11 protein-coding genes are annotated in these 19,040 nt (G+C 59.6%); 4 read left to right on the forward strand and 7 right to left on the reverse strand.

Annotation, left to right across the window (positions count from 1 at the left end; all coding sequences use genetic code 11):
- The first annotated feature begins 50 nt into the window (after positions 1–50).
- Together LOY68_RS31935 and pbpC are read left to right on the forward strand one after the other, a co-directional pair.
- Entirely contained in the window at positions 51–5,876 is a 5,826-nt protein-coding gene (locus LOY68_RS31935; RefSeq protein ID WP_265042022.1) for an alpha-2-macroglobulin family protein, read from the forward strand.
- Positions 5,877–5,980: 104 nt separating this feature from the next.
- A complete protein-coding gene (pbpC, locus tag LOY68_RS31940) occupies positions 5,981–8,191 on the forward strand; it encodes a penicillin-binding protein 1C (RefSeq protein ID WP_265045850.1) in 2,211 nt (736 codons plus the stop codon).
- A 193-nt stretch (positions 8,192–8,384) separates the two neighbouring features.
- On the opposite strand, the gene LOY68_RS31945 is transcribed toward pbpC, so the two are convergent.
- Positions 8,385–9,368, reverse strand: a complete 984-nt coding sequence (locus tag LOY68_RS31945; RefSeq protein WP_265042024.1) for an alpha/beta fold hydrolase — start codon at positions 9,366–9,368, stop codon at positions 8,385–8,387.
- A 40-nt stretch (positions 9,369–9,408) separates the two neighbouring features.
- Positions 9,409–10,623 carry an MFS transporter gene (locus LOY68_RS31950; RefSeq protein WP_265042026.1) on the reverse strand — a complete coding sequence of 405 codons (1,215 nt, stop codon included), beginning with the start codon at positions 10,621–10,623 and terminating at the stop codon, positions 9,409–9,411.
- 118 nt (positions 10,624–10,741) lie between these two features.
- Here LOY68_RS31950 and LOY68_RS31955 point away from each other — a divergent pair, with 118 nt between their 5' ends.
- Complete coding sequence (locus tag LOY68_RS31955) at positions 10,742–11,326, forward strand: TetR/AcrR family transcriptional regulator (protein WP_265042028.1); 585 nt, start codon at positions 10,742–10,744, stop codon at positions 11,324–11,326.
- A gap of 237 nt (positions 11,327–11,563) precedes the next feature.
- Here LOY68_RS31955 and glmS read toward each other — a convergent pair whose 3' ends face one another.
- The gene (gene glmS / locus LOY68_RS31960) at positions 11,564–13,399 is read right to left on the reverse strand and encodes a glutamine--fructose-6-phosphate transaminase (isomerizing) (RefSeq protein ID WP_163910539.1); all 1,836 of its coding nucleotides are present in this window, start codon (positions 13,397–13,399) and stop codon (positions 11,564–11,566) included.
- 1 nt (position 13,400) lies between these two features.
- A complete protein-coding gene (locus tag LOY68_RS31965; protein ID WP_054617142.1) occupies positions 13,401–14,177 on the reverse strand; it encodes a DeoR/GlpR family DNA-binding transcription regulator in 777 nt (258 codons plus the stop codon).
- 264 nt (positions 14,178–14,441) lie between these two features.
- Between LOY68_RS31965 and LOY68_RS31970 the strand changes: the two genes are divergently transcribed.
- A complete protein-coding gene (locus tag LOY68_RS31970) occupies positions 14,442–15,581 on the forward strand; it encodes a phytoene/squalene synthase family protein (protein ID WP_265042031.1) in 1,140 nt (379 codons plus the stop codon).
- A gap of 122 nt (positions 15,582–15,703) precedes the next feature.
- Here LOY68_RS31970 and glmU read toward each other — a convergent pair whose 3' ends face one another.
- The 3 genes from glmU to atpD form a co-directional block, all read right to left on the reverse strand.
- Complete coding sequence (gene glmU / locus LOY68_RS31975) at positions 15,704–17,071, reverse strand: bifunctional UDP-N-acetylglucosamine diphosphorylase/glucosamine-1-phosphate N-acetyltransferase GlmU (protein ID WP_265042033.1); 1,368 nt, start codon at positions 17,069–17,071, stop codon at positions 15,704–15,706.
- A gap of 117 nt (positions 17,072–17,188) precedes the next feature.
- The gene (locus tag LOY68_RS31980) at positions 17,189–17,614 is read right to left on the reverse strand and encodes a F0F1 ATP synthase subunit epsilon (RefSeq protein ID WP_054048166.1); all 426 of its coding nucleotides are present in this window, start codon (positions 17,612–17,614) and stop codon (positions 17,189–17,191) included.
- 45 nt (positions 17,615–17,659) lie between these two features.
- Positions 17,660–19,039: a F0F1 ATP synthase subunit beta gene (gene atpD / locus LOY68_RS31985; protein ID WP_008155715.1), complete on the reverse strand. Its 1,380-nt coding sequence runs from the start codon at positions 19,037–19,039 to the stop codon at positions 17,660–17,662.
- Position 19,040: the final 1 nt, after the last annotated feature.

A 19,040-nucleotide genomic window follows, 5' to 3' on the forward strand; every position in this document is an offset into this window, starting at 1 on the left:
CTTTGGAGGTTCGCGTGTAGGATATGCGCACTTTGCCAAGGATGCGCATCATGTTCGACTCGTTCAAAAAAACCAGCCGCCGTTTTTTCGGTGTTTTTTTAACAGTCATGGGTGCGCTTTTCAGCCTCTTGGGCTGGCTGCTTAAATCGCTCTTTGGTCAATGGCAGCCGCCCGCCTGGCTGCCGGCCCTTGGCAAACGTCTGGTAGCGCTGGGGCACAAGGCGCGGCCTTATCCAAAGCAGATTGCCGGTGCCGGGCTGGGACTGGCGCTGCTGGTGGCCGCCGGGTTTTACGGCTGGCATTGGTATTCCAACCTGCCGCAACCGCACACCGTGACCTATTCGGTGCACTCGCCGAACCTGACGGTCTACACCGAAACGCCGCCCACCATCGATCACCTGCAAATCCGCTTCAATGAATCCGTGGCGCCGTTGCAGGACATCGGTAAACCGGTCACCAAAGGCATCATCCTCAAACCCGCCGTCAAAGGTAACTGGCGCTGGGCCGATGATCGCAACCTGGTGTTCGTACCGGATCAGGACTGGCCGATCAACGCCGAGTACAGCCTCGACCTCGCGAAGAAAAACCTGCTGGCCGATGGCGTGCTGCTGAACCAATACAGTAGCAAGGTGACCACCTCATCCTTTGGCGGCCGCCTGACCCAAAGCGAGCTGTATCAAGATCCGGTCAACCCGACGCTGAAACAGCACGTCGCGACCTTTCGCTTCACCCACCCGGTGGACGAAGAAAGCTTGCGTAAACGCGTGACAGTCACCCTCGGTAAAGGCTTGGCTTATCGCGATGCCCAGGCCCCGAACAAGCCTGAGATCAGCTTCGACGAACACAAACTCAACGCCTACATCCGCTCCGCCGCCCTCGCGACACCGCTGGAAAGCGTTTCAGTGATGATCAAGCTCGATGAAGGCATCAAGGCCCGGGACGGCGGCAACGTCAGCCCTGCACCGCTAATCACTGAAGTCGTCGTGCCGGGTCGCTATCGCCTGACCTTCGGCAATGCCGAGGTTCTGTTCGTCGACAACGACCGTGGCGAGCCTGAACCCGTGATCATGTTCAGCAGTTCCAGCGCCGTGGCCGACGAAATGCTGGCCGGCAAGGTGCAAGCCTGGCTGCTGCCGGAAAAACTCGCCGACGATCAAACGCCCTGGTACACCAAAGATATCGACGAAAAACTGCTGGCCCGCAGCACCAAGGTCACGCTGACCCACGTGCCGAGCATCGAGCCACTCAACACCCAGCACGCCTTCAAGTTCAAGGCGCCGGCGGGTCGTGCGTTGTACGTGCGCGTCCCGGCCAACCTCGAAGCCATCGGCGGTTATCTGGCGAAGAATCCAACGGCGTCCCTGGTAAGCATGCCGGCCTACCCGCGCACGTTGCAGTTCATGTCCGACGGCGCACTGCTGAGCCTCAACGGCGAGAAACGCCTGGGCTTCATGGCCCGTGGCGTACCCGGCGCCCATGTGGAAATCGCCCGTTTGCTGCCCAACCAGTTGCAACACCTGGTGGACCAGAGCAGCGGCAGCTTCGCCCGGCCCAACTTCAGCAATGACTATTTCGACCGGATGGTCGAACGCATGTCGCTGGACATTCCACTGTCCGCCGCCGACCCGTCGAAGACCGTTTACGACAACGTCGACCTCAGCCGCTACCTCAACGCCAATGGCGGGCGCCGGGGTATTTTCGTGCTCAAGTTGAGTTCGCAGGACGAGCCGTCCGAACGAACTTTCGACCGCTATTCACGCAACACCACCGACGACCTGCGCTTCATTGTGGTGACCGACCTGGGGATCATCGCCAAACGCTCCAGCGACGGCAGCCATGATGTCTACGTGCAATCCATCGGCAATGGCTCGCCCGTGACCGAGGCCCAGGTCGACATCATTGGCCGCAACGGCTTGCCGGTGAGCAGCGGCAGAACCGACGCCGACGGCCATGTGCACTTCGCCAAACTCGATGAGTTGCGCCGTGAGAAAACCCCGCTGATGTACGTGGTGACCCGCGGCAACGACCAGTCTTTCCTGCCGATTGCCCGCCAGTCCCAGCAACTGGACCTGTCACGTTTCGACGTCGGCGGCCTGGAAGAAGACGGCGCCACCGAGCGCTTGAGCGCCTACCTGTTTACCGACCGTGGCCTCTATCGCCCCAGCGAAACGGCTCACCTGAGCATGATCGTGCGCAGCGGCAACTGGAAAGGAGGTTTGCAAGGCCTGCCGGTGGAGCTGAAAATCCTCGACCCACGGGGCATGGAAGTCATTCGCCAGCCCCTCAAACTGTCGGCCTCAGGTTTTGAAAGCTTTGATTTCGCCAGCAGCGAAGTCGCGCCAGCGGGAGATTACACCGCGACCCTGCAACTGATCGGTGAGAAGCAGTCGCGCACCGACCTGGGCAGCGTCAGCTTCAAGGTTCGCGACTTCGAGCCGGACCGCATGAAGGTCAGCCTGACCCTGCATGACACACCGGTTGTCGGCTGGATTCCGCCCGACCAAGTGGTGGCCAAGGTCACCGCCCTGCACCTGTTCGGTGCCCCGGCGGCGGGTCGCCGTGTGACAGCAAAAATGTCCCTGAACCCCACAGCGGCGGCGTTTGATCGTTACCCCGATTATCGATTCCACCTACGCGATGCCCTGGAAGAAGCCAGTTCCGAGGACTTGGCGGAGGCCGAGGCCGACGATAACGGCCAGGCAGTGCTCGACCTCGACCTGCAACGCTTTGCCAACAGCACCTATCGCCTGCAAGTCATGACCCAGGTCTATGAAGCCGAAGGTGGCCGTAACGTCGCGGCCCAAAGCAGTCTGCTGGTGTCCTCCGCGCCTTATCTGGTGGGCGTGAGAAGCCAGGATGCCCTCGGCTACGTCGCCAAGGACACCCTGCGCCAAGTGCAATGGCTGGCCATCGCGCCGGACCTCTCGCCACGGGCAGTGGATGGTCTGAGCACCGAACTGGTGGAACATCGCTATGTCTCGGTGTTGATCAAACAAGCCAACGGCACCTACAAATACGAGTCCCGGGTCAAGAACATCAGCCAACCTGCCGCGCCCCTGGCCTTGGGCAAGGGCGGCGCCCAACAGACGCTTAACACCGCCACCCCCGGCGATTACACCCTGCAATTGAAGGACCCCAACGGCAACGTCCTCAACGCCATCGACTACAGCGTCGCCGGGCGCGCCAACACCTCGCGTTCCCTGGAGCGCAACGCTGAATTGCAATTGCGCCTGGACAAGCGCAGCTATGCCACTGGCGAAGAGATTGCGATCAGCATTCGCGCGCCTTACACCGGTGCCGGTTTGATCACCATCGAGCGTGACAAGGTCTACACCCAGCAATGGTTCAAGGCCGACAGCACCAACAGCGTGCAGCACATCCGTGTGCCCGCCGGGATTGAAGGCAACGCCTACATCAACGTGCAGTTCGTGCGGGACATCGGTTCGTCCGAGGTTTATATGAGCCCACTGTCCTACGGCGTGGTGCCGTTCAGCATCAACCTCGATGCACGGCGCATGGCGCTGAAGGTCGAAGGCCCGACGAAAATCGAGCCGGGGCAAGTGCTGGATATCAAAGTCACGGCTGACCGACCTTCCCGCGCCGTGGTCTACGCGGTGGACGAAGGCATCCTGCAAGTCGCGCGCTACAAGGCGCCGGACCCGCTGAGTCACTTCTTCCAGAAACGCGCGCTGGAAGTCGGCACCAGTCAGATTCTTGACCTGATCCTGCCGGAATTCAGCCGCTTGCTCAGTGGCGCAGCGCCGGGCGGCGATACCGAAAACGCCTTGGCTTCTCACCTCAACCCGTTCAAGCGCAAACACCAGCCACCCGTGGCCTGGTGGTCAGGGTTGGTCGACTTGCCGGCCGGGGAAACCGTTCTGCATTACCAGGTTCCAGACAGCTTCAACGGCAAGCTGCATCTGTTTACCGTTGCAGTGGATGCCGACAGCGTCGGCGTCAGTGAAGCCACCACCGATGTGCGCGGGCCACTGGTGATCACGCCGAACGTGCCGGCGTTTGTTGCGCCCGGCGATGTGTTCAGCGTCAGCGCCGGCGTGTTCAGCAACCTCGACACGGCGGCCAAGGTGAAATTCGAGCTGCAAACCAGCAGCGGGCTGAAAGTCGAAGGCGCTCAGAACAACACCCTGGAGCTGCAACCGCGCAAGGAAGGCGTGGCGGAGTTCCGCATCAAGGTCCTGGAAAACCTCGGCTCGGCGGATTTGCGCTTTATCGCGGTGCTGCCGGACGGCAAACGTATCCAGGTCGCGGAAACCACCTCGATCCGGCCGTTGAGCGAGCACCGGGTGGCCCTCAGCCTCGGCCGTTTCGACAGCGCCAGCAAAGAGCTGAAACTCACCCGCGACCTGTTCCCGCAACTGCGCAATGTGCAAGTGGGGGTCGCCGCCTCGCCGCTGGTCTGGGCCAATGGCCTCAAGCATTACCTGGATGACTACGGTTACGCCTGCACCGAGCAGTTGGTGTCCAAGGCGATGCCGGCGTTGATCTGGGGCGGCACGGCACCCGAAGCGGAACAAGCCTTTGCCGGCGCGGTGCGGATGCTCCGTCAGCGGCAGAATCAGGCCGGCGGTTTTGGCCTGTGGGCGGCCAGCCCGGACGTCGCGCCATACGCCAGCCTGTACGCCACCGACTTCCTGATCGAAGCCAAGGAGCGTGGCTTGCCGGTACCGGAAGACCTGCTGGTGCGCGCCAACGCCTACCTCACCGACTTGGCCAACGGCCCGAGCGAAGGCCGGTCGGAGTTGCGCAACCGCGCGTACGCCAGTTACTTGTTGAGCCGCCAGGGGATTCTGGCCAGTGGCGCCTTGAGCGATATACGCGAGCGTTACCAAACCTACTTCAAGGACACCTGGAAAAACGATTTGGGCGCCGCATACCTCGCCGCCAGCTACAAATTGCTCAAGCAGGACAGTCAGGCCGATGCGCTGTTCCGCAAGATCCCGTGGCGCACCATCGCCGACGGCTGGGAAAGCGACGGTTTGTATTACGACCCGTTGGTGCACGACGCCGAGCACCTGCATTTGCTCAGCCGCCATTTCCCGGAGTTGCTCGACGATGTACCGGTGAACCTGCTGGATAAACTCGGCAAGCGCCTCAACGAGCAGCGTTACAACTCGCTGTCCGCCGCGCTGTTGTTGCGAGGCCTGGACAACTACGGCCAGCGCGCGCAAAGCGACATGACCCTCAAGGCCTCGGCGTGGTTGGGCGACAAGCAGCAACAACTGTTGGAAATGGCGGGTCAGCCGCCTCGCGCTGCCGTACCGGTCGGCACGAAAAAACTGCTGATGGAAAAAACCGACGGCCCGGCCGCGTTCTACATGTTCAGCGAGGCCGGGTTTGATCGCGGCACCCTCAAGCCAATCAACAATGGCCTGGAGATCATCCACGAATACCTCGACCTGGACGGCAAAGCAGTCAGCAAAGTGAGTGTCGGCGATGAGTTCCTGGTGCGCCTAAGACTGCGCGCCACCGACCGTGATCAAGTCCAGCAAGTGGCGATCGTCGATTTGCTGCCGGGTGGGGTCGAGCCGGTGTATCGCCTGCCACCGGAGCCAAAAGCGGCCAGCGAGGAAGACGAGGAGTCGCAATACTCCGAAGACAGCGAAGAATCCGAAGCCTGGCAGCCTCCTGTCGGTGAAAGCGCGTTGAGTGACTGGCATCCGGACTACATCGACGTGCGCGATGATCGCGTGGTGTTCTACGGTACGGCGCGACGCGATGTCGGCACCTTCGTCTACCGTGTGCGTGCCACCAATGCCGGGACCTTCAACACGCCACCGGCCTACGCCGAAGGTATGTACGAGACCACTCTGCAAGGCCGTGGCAAAGTCGGTCAGCTTGAAATCGTCAAACCTTGAGCAACCCGGTGCGACGATTCAAACCCCTGCTGGCGATTGGATTAGCGGTGGGGGTGGTTTTGCTGGGGCTAAGAGTGTGGCCCCATGCACTGCTGGCCGAAGCGATGTCCTCATCGCGCCAAGTGCTGGCGGACGACGGATCGCTGCTGCGCATGACCCTGGCCGCCGACGGCCAGTATCGACTCTGGCTGCCACTGGAGCGCATCTCGCCGTCGTTGGTCGAGGCGCTGCTGCTCAAGGAAGACCGCAACTTCTACTGGCATCCGGGGATCAATCCTCCGGCGCTGCTGCGCGCGGCCACGGCCACTTATAGCGGGGGTCAGCGTCAGGGCGGTTCGACGTTGAGCATGCAACTGGCGCGACGCCTGTGGGACCTCAACACCCGGCAGATCCCCGGCAAGCTGCAACAAATGGCCCTGGCCTTGTGGCTGGAGGCGCGTTACAGCAAACACGAGATTCTGGAGGCCTACCTCAATCTGGCACCGATGGGCGGAAACATCGAAGGCGCCGAAGCGGCCAGCCGGATTTACTTCGGCAAAGCGGCGGCGCAGTTGTCGTTGTCCGAAGCCCTGGCGCTGGCGGTGATTCCCCAGCAACCGGGACGCCGCGCCAGTTTCGGGCCATCGCTGCAGAACGCGCGCTTGCGATTGATGGCGGATTGGCGCGAGGCCTATCCGGACGATCCGCGCAACAGCAGTTTGCTGGAGCTGCCGCTGGAGGCGCGCAACCGTTCGCAGATTCCATTTCTGGCACCCCACCTGAGCGAACAGTTGCTGGCCTCCCAGGCTGGCAACGAGCTCAACAGCACGCTTAGTTTGCCTTTGCAGCAGTTGCTGGAACGTCTGATCTCAGGTTTTATCGCTGAGCGCAAAAGCACCGGCGTCGAAAACGCCACGGCAATCCTGGTGGACAGCCGCGATCAGAGCGTCAAGGCACTGGTCGGCTCGGCGGACTACTTATCCACAGCCCTGCATGGACAGGTCAACGGCATACTGGCGCGGCGCTCTCCCGGCTCGACCCTCAAGCCGTTTCTCTATGGGTTGGCGCTGGACCAGGGACTGATCCACCCGATGAGCATCCTCAAGGACATGCCGAGTAGCTTCGGTTACTTCCAGCCGGAAAATTTCGACGGCAGTTTTGTCGGCCCACTGACCGCGCGCGATGCGTTGATTCGCAGCCGCAACATTCCAGCGGTTTGGCTGGCCGGCCAGGTCAAATCCCCGTCGTTGTATGGTTTTTTGCAACAGGCCGGGATCAAAGGGCTGCGCGGAGAAAGTCATTACGGTCTGGCTTTGGCCCTGGGCGGCGGCGAGATGACCGCCGAGGAGCTGGCGCGGTTGTACCTGATGCTGGCTGGCGACGGCCATTTGCGGTCGCTGCGTTATCTGAACGAACAACCCCAGAGCAGCGGGGCTGCGTTGCTGACACCGCAATCCGCGTTCATGGTGCGTGACATGCTCAGACGCAACCCGCGCCCCGACGGTTTACCCGCCGACAGTCGCGGCCGTCACTGGCGTACCGCGTGGAAAACCGGCACGTCATGGGGGTTCCATGATGCCTGGAGCGCGGGCATCGTCGGGCCGTACGTGTTGGTGGTATGGGTCGGTAACTTCGACGGTCGCCCCAACCCGGCGTTCATTGGTGCGAAAACCGCTGCACCGCTGTTCTTTCGCATCGCCGACGCCCTGCCCTTGGCATTGCCGACGGTGGCGGATCGAGTCGACAAACCGCCTGCCGGGCTGACACGAATCGACATCTGCGCCGCGTCCGGTGAGTTGCCCAACCGCTGGTGCCCATCGACCCGCAAAACCTGGTACATCCCCGGCGTCTCTCCAATCCGCGTGTCCAACCTGCACCGCCCGATGCTGATCGACACCCGCACCGGCAAAGCCGCCTGCGCGCCATTCGATCCGCAGTACACCCGCGAAGAAGTCTTCGAGTTCTGGCCCAGCGACGTGCAACGCCTGTACCGCGCCGCCGGTTTGCCCCGGCGCGCCCCGCCCAACGTGGTCAAAAACTGCCAACCCAACGCCGTCAGCGATCAGAGCGAGGCGCCACAAATCAGGTCGCCCCTCACCCAGGTCAGCTATCAGCTGCGTCTTTCCCAGCCACAGGACAGCATCTCCCTGAGCGCCAATGCAGCCAGTGATGCGTTAAATCTCTATTGGTTTGCCGATCAGACGCTGATCGGCCAAGGCCCGCCGCAGACCGCGCTGAATTGGCGGCCGGGCAAGTCCGGGATGTATCAATTGCGCGTCAGCGATGATCAGGGTCGCAGTGCGAGCAGAGGGCTGCGGGTGGAATTTGTGCCCTGAGCGGCTGTGTTTAACAGCCGTCATCAGGCACTCCGCAGCGACCTCTATAAGTGGATTCAGAGAATTAAAACTGTCGCAGCCAGGAACGACAAGGCTTTGAGCTACGTTGACCAACTCCGCCGGCGGGACATGAATCATCAACGAGGAGTACAGGCCCACTTAGGCCCTGTTGATACCGCCGCTACTTACTCCCTCATGGCCGCGCCAAGAACGACTTGATCAAAGGGTTCAGCGCTGGCGCGCATTCCTCTGGAATCCAGTGGCCACAGCCGGGTAACACATGCGCTTCAACGTTGGCAGCGTACCGACGGATGTTCTCCGGCTGCTGGTCGCCGAATCCGCCATTACCGCCACCACCAACGGCAAGAACGGGCATCGTTACCTTGGTTTTCGCCAGTTCCTGGTTCTGCACAATCGACCGAGGTAGCGCTCGGTAATATTCAAACGCGCTGTGGAAGGTCTGGGCCTTCGAGTATGAGCGTACATAACTGTCTACCAGGTCATCGGTGAACACCTCTTGATTGCTCGCATGGTGACGGATGAAATGTGTGAGGAACAACCTCTCGTTCCCTTTAACCATCGCGTCAGCCAGTTGATCGGAGGCCGCGAAGAAACTGTGGTGCCAGCCCGGGGCCTCTCCGGTCGAGACAAACGCTGGGAGCGAGTAAAGCGTGTCGTCAGGAATTGTCGCCTCGAGGAAGGCCGCCTTAACAATATCCATCGGATAACGCGCGACCATCGGATAGCTGTTCCAGATGCCTATATCGTGGGCAACAAGGTAGAAGGGCTTGTCATGACTCAAACGTTTGGCGAGTTTGTGGAGATACTCTGAGATGTCCACGCCGGTGTAAGACGTTTGCGGTGGATCTGACAGCCCAAGACCAGGCAGATCGACTGCTACGACGGTATAGTGCTCCGCAAGCTGCGGCATCAGGCGATTCCACTCATACCATGTTTGTCCAAATCCGTGGACAAGCAGGACGAGCGGGCCTTTACCCCCGCGCACAAAATGTAAATTCACTCCGTCAACCTTTTCGTATCCTCCGGTAAACCCGTCGGGGATCGGAAACTCCTCCTGTGCGACAGCTTTGATTGGGTGCGGTGCAGCCTGAATCGGCGCAACGACAGTGACAAATGCCGAAAGGGCAAATGCAAGCGCGATCGCATTCTTCTTCATACGTTTTTTGCCTTCTGTTGGACTATAAATCTGGACCAGGTCAACGGCGTGCCTGAGCGCGATGACCAGGGGGAAAGGCGAAATGACGTGCCAACAGGGCGATCACGAAGGCGAGCAATGCGAGTGCAGATACAGCGGGCGGCAGCATGGGTGTCCCCCCGCTCGTGAGCAACATTCCGCCGAGCGCTCCACCGGCTGCGATCGCAGAATTCCACGCAGTTGTCACCATTGCCTGCGCCAAGTCCACGCCATCGCCGGCCGCGTCTGCCGACGCCGTCTGCATCATCGCCCCAGCCCCACCAAAGCCCAGGCCCCAGATAACGGAAGCGGCGTAGACAACGGTGCTTTGTTCTCCTGCAATACTCAGGAGGGCTGCAATCAGGGCGAACGAGCCGATCGCTAGAAGTGTCATTCGGCGGAGCATGCGATCTACCAGGCGACCGACGATCCAAATGCCGAGCAGCGAGCTAACTCCGAATGCAAGCAAGACGAGATCTATGCGCGAATGAGCAGCTGTTGCGAAGGGCGCAATGTAGGTGTAGAGAATGTTGTGAGCTGTCATCCAGGTCAGAATGACGAGCAGGATCGGTATGATGCCCTTCGTACCAATGACGCTAAGTATCGAGGGGCGATTGTCGCCAGTGCGACCCGCAGCGTCGGGTACTTTCGCGATGATCCACGCGAGCAACATGACACCCAACGCTGTAAGGGTTAAAAACGATCCGCGCCAGCCTACCAAGCCCCCCAAGAACGTGCCCATAGGAACACCCAGCGCCAGCGCCAATGGGACCCCCACCATGGCTACCGCCATTGCGGGTCCAGTCTGATCCGGACGCACGATGCTGCGCGCATAGCCAGCGAGCATTCCCCATGCGAGCCCCGCTGCACACCCAGCGATAAAGCGCGCAATTAACACCACGCCAATAGATTCGGACAGCGCTGTCAACGTATTGCCGATCACAAAGCAGATGATCGCGGCGAGCAGCACCGGTCTTCGACGAAAGCCTTGCGTCAAACTCGTGAGTGGGATCGCTGCCAACAGCGATCCAATCGCGTAGATAACAACAAGCTGCCCTGCGATAGCTTCAGAGACCCGGAGGCCGGTGGCTATCTGTGGCAACAGGCCTGCGGGGAGCGTCTCGGTAACGATGCAGAGGAAGCCACTGGCTGCGAGACCGGACAATGCCGAGACGGGCAGGGCCGAGCTTTTATTGGCTGTCCTTTCGATCGGGATTAGTGATGAGGACTGTTTCATGATCCGCCTTTAAATCTGATGGAATCCCCCGCCTGAAGCCTTGGCTATGGAGGAAGTGGTTATTTACGTTATTAACCACTATATTAATGCGAGCCATCAGAAGTAAAGGGTTTTTGTAATGGACACTAACGTAATTAAGCGATCCCGTGGCCGGCCGCGCGAGTTCGAGCTCGACGCGGCGATCCAAGTCGGACAGCATCTGTTTCACCAGTACGGCTACGAAAATGTGAGCGTCGCCAAGCTGACTGAGGCAATCGGGATCACTGCGCCCAGCTTCTATACTGCGTTCGGCAGCAAATCAGCTTTTTTCAAGGGCGCGTTGAAACACTACTCCGCCACCGTAGTGCCGCTGGATCGCTTCCTGATCCCCGGCCAATCGCCCAGGATTGCCTTGGGCGACATGCTTGTGGCTGCCGCGCATGCTTACGCCGCCCATCCTGATCGGCGGGGCTGCTTCATTCTCGAACACGCCAAGGCTGGGACAACGGAATGGGGCACCGCTGCTACACAGATTGCGGGCGAAAACCGTGACCGGGTGTTGAGTTTTCTCAAAGCGAGCGACGTCCCGGAGCCAAAGCGGATCGTGGACTATGTCGCCGTAACGATGCTCGGTCTGTCGGCGGCGGCACGGGAGGGATGGGAGGAAGAGAGGCTGATTGTGGCGGCGAAAGACTCAGCAGCAGGATTGGACCATTTGCTGTAGCCCAGCAACGTCTCGCCCGAGCCATCAGTCATGAACTGAGGACAGTTTGATACTCGGAATTCTTAGGTTTGAGCCTTCGATGAAGGAAGCGCAGGGCTGTCTCTGTCAGCCAAAACGCTGGCCAGGCATGATGCCCTAGAGCGTCAAAACTGTCGCAGGAGACCGTCGTGATGGCCTCACCAGGTCCTGCGACAGTTTTAATTCTCTAAAACCACTTCTGCATCAGTTGTGGATAACTTATTCCACCGTCACCGACTTCGCCAGGTTACGCGGCTGGTCAACGTCGGTGCCTTTCAACACCGCCACGTAGTACGACAGCAACTGCAGCGGGATGGTGTAGAGGATTGGCGACAGGATGTCGTGGATGTGCGGCATCTGAACCACGTGGGTACCTTCGCCATTGGTCATGCCGGCTTTTTCATCAGCAAAGACGATCAGCTCTCCGCCACGGGCGCGGACTTCCTGGAGGTTGGATTTCAACTTCTCCAGCAGTTCGTTGTTCGGCGCCACGGTGACCACTGGCATGTCGTTATCCACAAGCGCCAACGGACCGTGCTTCAGTTCACCGGCCGGGTAGGCTTCAGCGTGGATGTAGGAGATTTCCTTGAGCTTCAGGGCCCCTTCCATCGCTACCGGGTATTGCGCGCCGCGACCGAGGAACAAGGTGTGGTTCTTGTCGGCGAACAGTTCGGCGATTTTTTCCACGGTGCTGTCCATCGCCAGCGCTTCGCCCAGACGGGTTGGCAAGCGACGCAGTTCTTCCACCAGCGTGGCTTCGACGCCGGGAGCCAATGTATTGCGCACTTGACCGAGGGACAGAGTCAGCAGCAACAGGCCGACCAACTGAGTGGTGAAGGCTTTGGTCGAGGCCACGCCGATTTCGCGACCGGCCTGGGTCAGCAGGGTCAAGTCGGATTCACGCACCAGCGAGCTGATGCCGACGTTGCAGATCGCCAGGCTGGCGAGGAAACCCAGCTCCTTGGCGTTGCGCAGGGCGGCCAGGGTGTCGGCGGTTTCGCCGGACTGGGAGATGGTCACGAACAGGGTGTCAGGCTGAACGACGACTTTGCGATAGCGGAATTCGCTGGCGACTTCGACCTGGCACGGGATTCCGGCCAGCTCTTCGAGCCAGTAACGGGCGACCATACCGGCGTGGTAGCTGGTGCCGCAGGCAACGATCTGTACGTTGCGAACCTTGGCGAACAACTCGGGCGCTTCCGGACCGAAGGCCTGCACCAACACTTGTTGCTGGCTCAGACGCCCTTCCAGCGTACGTTGCACGACCGTAGGCTGCTCGTGGATTTCCTTGAGCATGAAGTGGCGGTATTCGCCCTTTTCAGCGGATTCGGCATTGTCGCCGTACTGCACGGCTTCACGCTCGACGGCTTTACCGTCGATGTCCCAGATTTGCACGCTGTCGCGGCGGATCTCGGCGATATCGCCTTCTTCCAGGTACATGAAGCGGTCGGTGACCTGACGCAGGGCCAGTTGGTCGGAAGCGAGGAAGTTTTCCCCCAGGCCCAGGCCAATCACCAGCGGGCTGCCACTGCGCGCGGCGACCAGACGATCGGGCTGATCAGCACTGATCACCGCCAGGCCGTAAGCACCGTGCAATTCTTTGACGGTCGCCTTGAGGGCCACGGTCAGGTCATGCAGATCCTTGAGTTTGTGCGCCAGCAGGTGGGCAATGACTTCGGTATCGGTATCCGAGGTGAACACATAACCCTGAGCCTTCAATTGCTCACGCAGGGCTTCGTGGTTCTCGATGATGCCGTTGTGCACAACGGCCAGGTTCTGCCCGGAGAAATGCGGGTGGGCGTTGCGTTCGCAAGGGGCGCCATGGGTTGCCCAACGGGTATGGGCGATGCCCAGGCGACCGATCAGTGGCGCCTCCGCCAGGGCTTGATCCAGCTCGCTGACCTTGCCCGGACGACGAACGCGATCGAGGATCCCGTCGTTAGTGAAGACCGCCACACCGGCGCTGTCGTAGCCACGGTATTCCAGGCGCTTCAGACCTTCGAGCAGGATGGCGGTGATGTTACGTTCTGCGACTGCGCCGACAATTCCACACATGCTATTTCTCCTGACTGACAGCCGCGATAATCAAGTTGATACCGCGAGCCTGAATCTGATCCCGTGCCTCCAGCGGCAGGCGATCATCGGTAATAAGGGTATGGACGCTGCTCCAGGGCAGTTCCAGGTTGGGGATCTTGCGGCCGATCTTGTCGGCCTCCACCATCACCACCACTTCCCGGGCGACTTCAGCCATCACACGGCTCAAGCCCAGCAATTCGTTGAAGGTGGTGGTGCCACGCACCAGATCGATGCCATCGGCACCGATGAACAACTGGTCGAAGTCGTAAGAGCGTAGTACCTGCTCGGCGACCTGCCCTTGAAAGGATTCGGAATGAGGGTCCCAGGTGCCGCCGGTCATCAACAGCACAGGTTCGTGCTCCAATTCGCTCAAGGCGTTGGCCACGTGCAGCGAATTGGTCATGACCACCAGGCCGGGTTGCTGGCCGAGTTCCGGGATCATGGCCGCCGTGGTGCTGCCGCTGTCGATGATGATGCGCGCATGCTCACGAATCCGCGTGACGGCGGCGCGAGCGATGGCTTGCTTGTACTTGGAAACCGGTTGGCCGAGATCCGCCACCAGTTCCTGTGGCATGGTGATCGCGCCACCGTACCTGCGCAGCAACAGACCATTGCTTTCAAGTGCCGCCAGATCCTTGCGAATCGTAACTTCCGAGGTTTCGAAACGTTTGGCCAACTCATCCACGCTCACTTCACCCTGCTCATTGAGCAAAACGAGGATGTTATGGCGACGTTGTGGTGTATTGCGCTTCGACATGGGCTGGTAAGTTTCGATTCGAAAGATAACGTAACCAATCAAAACCTATTGGCGAAACTTCGTCAAGGGGCTCGCGCGTTATCTGCGGGACCGGCAATAAGCGGAAGGCAGTCAGTCACTGCTGCAAGGGCGCAGTTTTAAGCGCAATGCGCGTATAAAAAATGACTTGCCCGGGGTACGGGTTGTATTTTCCGATGTGGGCGCTGGCGCGTTACTGCAAACTGAGCCATGCCCCGATTTCAGCGCTTGAGGTGGATTGAAGCCATGGACGAATCACTGATACTGGTGAATCACAATAATCAGCAACCAGGCACCGGCCACAAGCTGCCAATCCACAGTGAAGAGCTGGTTAATCGAACCCGGACCAATCTCCCCATCGATCCTGTCCGCTATCAGGATGAAATCCTCGCGCAAGTATCTCGCACGTTCGCCTTGACCATTACCCAGTTGCCCGCCGAACTTTACCCGGCAGTCACCAACGCCTACTTGCTCTGTCGCATCGCCGATACCATCGAAGACGAACCCGGGCTCACTGCCGGACAAAAACGCTATTACGAAAATCTCTACCTGGATGCCGTATCCGGCCGCGCAGATCCTCAGGCTTTCAGTGACGAGTTGAGCCTGTGCCTGACGGATCAGACCCTTCAGGCGGAACATGATCTGGTCCGGCACCTGCCACAGGTGTTGGCCGTGACCCGCACCCTCAAACCCTCTCAGCGAGAGGTCATCTTGCAGTGCCTGAGCGTGATGACCCAAGGCATGAGCGAGTTTCAGGAGAATGCCGGTTTGCAGGGTTTAGCCACACAGCGAGAGCTGGATCGTTATTGCTATTACGTCGCTGGAGTCGTGGGAAAACTGCTGACCGAGTTTTTCATCGATGTTGAACCTAGCCTGTTACCCCAACGGGAAAACCTGCATCGATTGGCTGTTTCGTTTGGTACGGGTCTGCAGTTGACCAACATCCTCAAGGATCAGTGGGACGACCGTCTGCGGGGCGCTTGCTGGCTGCCTCGGGACCTGCTTGCCAAGCATGGTGTCCAGCTCGCGCAGCTAAAGGCGGGGCAAGATGACCTGAACTACACACGGGCGCTGGCGGAACTGATTGGCACCGCTCACTCCCATTTGCAGCAGGCGCTGCAATACGCCCTGCTCATCCCGGCCAGCCACGCGGGCATTCGGCGATTTAATCTGTGGACGATTGGTCTGGCGTTGTTGACGTTGCGTAAGGTCCATGGGAATCCCGCCAGGACGGTCAAGGTGTCGCACGCTCAAGTGGCCTGGGTCATGCGCCTGACGCGACTGTCCCAGCGGTCGGATCTCGGCCTGCGCATGCTGTACAAAATAGCCGCACGCACACTGCCATTGACCCCGTTGGGAGCGGAATGGCAATCGCCATTTAAGTAGATAGCTGTGGATAACCCATAAAAAAAGATCGCAGCCTGCGGCAGCTCCTACAGTTGATGTGTGTTCACCCGGTAGGAGCTGCCGAAGGCTGCGATCTTTTGATCTTATGAACTGTGGATAACTCAGCTCTTCTTGATCTTCACCGGCCGCTTCCAGCCGTCGATGTTCTTCTGCCGTGCGCGGCCTACGGCCAATTGCGCGTTATCCACATTCTGCGTGATGGTCGAACCCGCCGCCGTGGTTGCGCCCGCCGAGATATCCACAGGCGCCACCAACGAGTTGTTGGAGCCGATGAACACATCTTCACCCAAAACGGTTTTCCACTTGTTCGCGCCGTCGTAATTGCAGGTGATGGTGCCGGCGCCAATGTTAGTGCGCGCGCCGATTTCGGCATCGCCCAGGTAAGTCAGGTGACCAGCCTTGGCACCCTCGCCCATGTGCGCGTTTTTCAGTTCGACAAAGTTACCCACATGGGCACGCGCTTCAAGCACGGTGCCTGGACGCAAACGCGCGAACGGACCGGCATCGCTGCCTTCACCGAGGATCGCGCCCTCAATGTGACTGTTGGCCTTGATCACCACGCCTTTGCGCAGGGTGCTGTCCTTGATCACACAGTTCGGACCGATGACCACGTCGTCTTCGATCACCACCTTGCCTTCAAGGATCACGTTGATGTCGATCAGCACATCGCGGCCAACGGTGACTTCACCGCGTACATCGAAGCGTGCCGGATCGCGCAAGGTCACACCCTGGGCCATCAAACGGCGACCGGCGCGCAGCTGGTAGTGACGCTCGAGTTCCGCAAGTTGCTTACGGTCGTTGGCGCCCTGCACTTCCATGGCATCAACGGGTTGTTCCGTGGCCACCACCAGACCATCACTGACCGCCATGGCAATCACGTCGGTCAGGTAGTACTCGCCCTGGGCATTGTTGTTGGAGAGGCGGCTCATCCAGTCGCCCAGGCGCTCAAAGGGTACGGCCAGAATGCCAGTGTTGCCTTCGGTGATCGCGCGCTCGGCCTCGCTGGCGTCTTTCTGCTCGACGATAGCCGTGACCTTGCCGTCGGCATCACGCACGATACGGCCGTAACCGGTCGGGTCATCCAGCTCGACGGTCAGCAGGCCGAGTTGTTGTGGCGCAACCTGTTTGAGCAGGCGTTGCAGGGTTTCGACTTCGATCAGCGGCACGTCACCGTACAGAATCAGCACAGTATCAGCGGTGATGAAGGGGACGGCCTGGGCCACTGCGTGACCGGTGCCCAGTTGCTTGTCCTGCAACACGAAATTCAGGTCATCCGCCGCCAGCTGATCCCGCACGGCATCGGCGCCATGGCCAATCACCACGTGAATGCGCTGTGGATCAAGTTGCCGGGCGCTGTGGATAACATGGCCCAGCATCGAGTTGCCGGCAATCGGGTGCAGAACCTTGGGCAGCGCCGAACGCATGCGAGTGCCTTGGCCGGCAGCGAGGATAACGATTTCTAGAGACATGACTGGCTACCAATCCTGGGTGGTCAGCAACTGCGACCAGTTTATGAAAGTCGGAAAAGAAAAAAGGGTAGCCGAGGCTACCCTTTTTAATCAATCGCACAACAAGTCGATGACGAATTAACCGCCGTACTTCTTGCGGATCTGCTGGACGGTGCGCAGCTGAGCTGTCGCCTCGGCCAGACGTGCGGCAGCAGAACCGTAATCGAATTCTGCGCCACGTTCATGCAAGGCCTTCTCGGCAGCCTTAACGGCTTCCTGAGCGGAGGCTTCATCCAGGTCGGCAGCACGTTGCACAGTGTCGGCAAGAACCTTGACCATGTTCGGCTGAACCTCGAGGAAACCACCCGAGATGTAAAACACCTCGGTTTCCCCGCCCTGCTTGATCAGGCGGATCGGACCTGGTTTCAGATTAGTGATCAGCGGCGCGTGACCCAGGGCGATACCAAGATCACCCAGTGCACCGTGCGCAATCACCATCTCGACCAGGCCGGAAAAGATTTCCCCTTCCGCGCTGACGATATCGCAATGGACTGTCATAGCCATCTGATTGCCTCAACCTAAATTAGCGCCCGTTGCCAGGCGCCGGGATTACAGTTTCTTGGCTTTCTCGATCGCTTCTTCGATGCCGCCGACCATGTAGAACGCTTGTTCTGGCAGGTGGTCGTAGTCACCGTTGAGGATGCCTTTGAAGCCAGCAATGGTGTCTTTCAGGGAAACGTATTTACCCGAAGCACCGGTGAAGACTTCAGCCACGAAGAACGGTTGCGACAAGAAGCGCTGGATCTTACGAGCACGGTTTACCAACTGCTTGTCGGCTTCCGACAGCTCGTCCATACCCAGGATCGCAATGATGTCCTTCAGTTCTTTGTAACGCTGCAGAACATACTGAACGCCGCGAGCGGTGTCGTAGTGGTCCTGGCCGATCACGTTCGGATCCAGCTGGCGCGAAGTCGAGTCGAGTGGATCGACCGCTGGGTAGATACCCAGGGAAGCGATGTCACGGGACAGAACGACGGTGGCGTCCAAGTGGGCGAAAGTGGTCGCTGGCGACGGGTCAGTCAAGTCATCCGCAGGTACGTATACCGCTTGGATCGAGGTGATCGAACCGTTTTTGGTCGAAGTGATACGCTCTTGCAGAGTACCCATCTCTTCGGCCAGGGTCGGCTGGTAACCTACTGCGGAAGGCATACGGCCCAGCAGTGCGGATACTTCAGTACCGGCCAGGGTGTAACGATAGATGTTGTCGACGAACAGCAGAACGTCGTTACCTTCGTCACGGAACTTCTCGGCCATGGTCAGGCCGGTCAGTGCTACGCGCAGACGGTTACCCGGCGGCTCGTTCATCTGACCGTAAACCAGTGCCACTTTGTCCAGAACGTTGGAATCCTTCATCTCGTGGTAGAAGTCGTTACCCTCACGAGTACGCTCACCCACACCGGCGAACACGGAATAACCGCTGTGCTCGATGGCGATGTTACGGATCAGTTCCATCATGTTTACGGTTTTGCCTACACCGGCACCACCGAACAGACCAACTTTACCACCCTTGGCGAACGGGCAAACCAGATCGATAACCTTGATGCCGGTTTCCAGCAGGTCGTTGCCGCCCGCTTGTTCAGCGAAGGTTGGCGCAGGACGGTGAATGCCCCAGCGCTCTTCGGTGTCGATCGGGCCAGCTTCGTCGATCGGGTTACCGAGGACGTCCATGATCCGGCCCAGGGTCGCTTTACCGACCGGTACGGAGATGGCTGCGCCAGAGTCGGTGACTTCCAGACCGCGCTTCAAGCCCTCGGTGGAACCCATCGCAATGGTACGAACCACGCCGTCGCCCAGCTGCTGCTGAACTTCAAGCGTGGTTTCAGCCGCGCTTACAACTTTCAGCGCGTTGTAGATGCTCGGTACGCTGTCGCGTGGAAATTCCACGTCGATAACGGCGCCGATGATTTGAACGATACGTCCGCTACTCATA

It is taken from the genome of Pseudomonas sp. B21-053, from assembly GCF_026016365.1.
In the GTDB taxonomy this organism is placed as follows: domain Bacteria; phylum Pseudomonadota; class Gammaproteobacteria; order Pseudomonadales; family Pseudomonadaceae; genus Aquipseudomonas; species Aquipseudomonas nunensis.

What these genes read in the sequence shown, in the direction of transcription:
- LOY68_RS31935 (WP_265042022.1), top strand. Translation starts at nt 51, where the DNA reads ATGTTCGACTCGTTCAAAAAAACCAGCCGCCGTTTTTTCGGTGTTTTT.
- pbpC (WP_265045850.1), top strand. Translation starts at nt 5,981, where the DNA reads ATGTCCTCATCGCGCCAAGTGCTGGCGGACGACGGATCGCTGCTGCGC.
- LOY68_RS31945 (WP_265042024.1), bottom strand. Translation starts at nt 9,368, where the DNA reads ATGAAGAAGAATGCGATCGCGCTTGCATTTGCCCTTTCGGCATTTGTC.
- LOY68_RS31950 (WP_265042026.1), bottom strand. Translation starts at nt 10,623, where the DNA reads ATGAAACAGTCCTCATCACTAATCCCGATCGAAAGGACAGCCAATAAA.
- LOY68_RS31955 (WP_265042028.1), top strand. Translation starts at nt 10,742, where the DNA reads ATGGACACTAACGTAATTAAGCGATCCCGTGGCCGGCCGCGCGAGTTC.
- glmS (WP_163910539.1), bottom strand. Translation starts at nt 13,399, where the DNA reads ATGTGTGGAATTGTCGGCGCAGTCGCAGAACGTAACATCACCGCCATC.
- LOY68_RS31965 (WP_054617142.1), bottom strand. Translation starts at nt 14,177, where the DNA reads ATGTCGAAGCGCAATACACCACAACGTCGCCATAACATCCTCGTTTTG.
- LOY68_RS31970 (WP_265042031.1), top strand. Translation starts at nt 14,442, where the DNA reads ATGGACGAATCACTGATACTGGTGAATCACAATAATCAGCAACCAGGC.
- glmU (WP_265042033.1), bottom strand. Translation starts at nt 17,071, where the DNA reads ATGTCTCTAGAAATCGTTATCCTCGCTGCCGGCCAAGGCACTCGCATG.
- LOY68_RS31980 (WP_054048166.1), bottom strand. Translation starts at nt 17,614, where the DNA reads ATGGCTATGACAGTCCATTGCGATATCGTCAGCGCGGAAGGGGAAATC.
- atpD (WP_008155715.1), bottom strand. Translation starts at nt 19,039, where the DNA reads ATGAGTAGCGGACGTATCGTTCAAATCATCGGCGCCGTTATCGACGTG.